1 pseudogene is annotated in these 598 nt (G+C 52.5%); it reads left to right on the top strand.

The annotated features are described in order from the left end of the window. Positions 1-82 precede the first annotated feature (82 nt). A pseudogene (locus Q4577_RS23680) lies at positions 83-400 on the top strand (DDE-type integrase/transposase/recombinase); the annotation flags it as partial. Between the last annotated feature and the right edge of the window lie 198 nt (positions 401-598).

Below are 598 nucleotides of genomic sequence, written 5' to 3'. Positions count from 1 at the left end.
CTACACCGCCGAAATGGTGACGTGATCGACCGAACATCAGAACTTTAAAATCCAAGAACAACAACTTGGCAATCCCATCGGCACAAATGGCGTGCCGGATCGGGTGGTGATTGACAAGAGTGGTGCCAATTTGGCTGGCCTGCAGGCGGCGAACGTAATCCTGAAATCCACCAGAGCGGGGCGTATCATTGAGGTTCTGCAAGTCAAATACTTGAACAATATCTTGGAGCAGGACCACCGCTTCATCAAAAGGATTACAGCCTCGATGTTGGGCTTCAAGGCCTTCCATTCAGCCGCCGCAACCATTGCGGGCATCGAGACCGCACACATGATCCGCAAGGGCCAGTTCGGCGCCAATGATCGTTCCTCATTCCAGCAGTTCGCCGCCCTCGCTGCATAACCACGTCCTTAAGTTACACGCCTTCAAGCTTACCCAAAGTTTGCGACACAACCCTGAGATGACCACGTGATCCACCCTTTCACAGGGAAGCACAACCTGCTGTCAACAACTTGGCAATACCTTTTCAAAAGGTTGGTAGTTCAGTTCGGCGCGCCGAGGGTCGTGATCACGGATAAATTACGCAGCTACATCAAGCCG

This window comes from Marinovum sp. 2_MG-2023 (genome assembly GCF_030548265.1).
Taxonomy (GTDB): Bacteria; Pseudomonadota; Alphaproteobacteria; order Rhodobacterales; family Rhodobacteraceae; genus Marinovum.
Note: the sequence above shows the minus strand (reverse complement) of the source record. Positions and strands in the feature narration are given on the sequence as shown.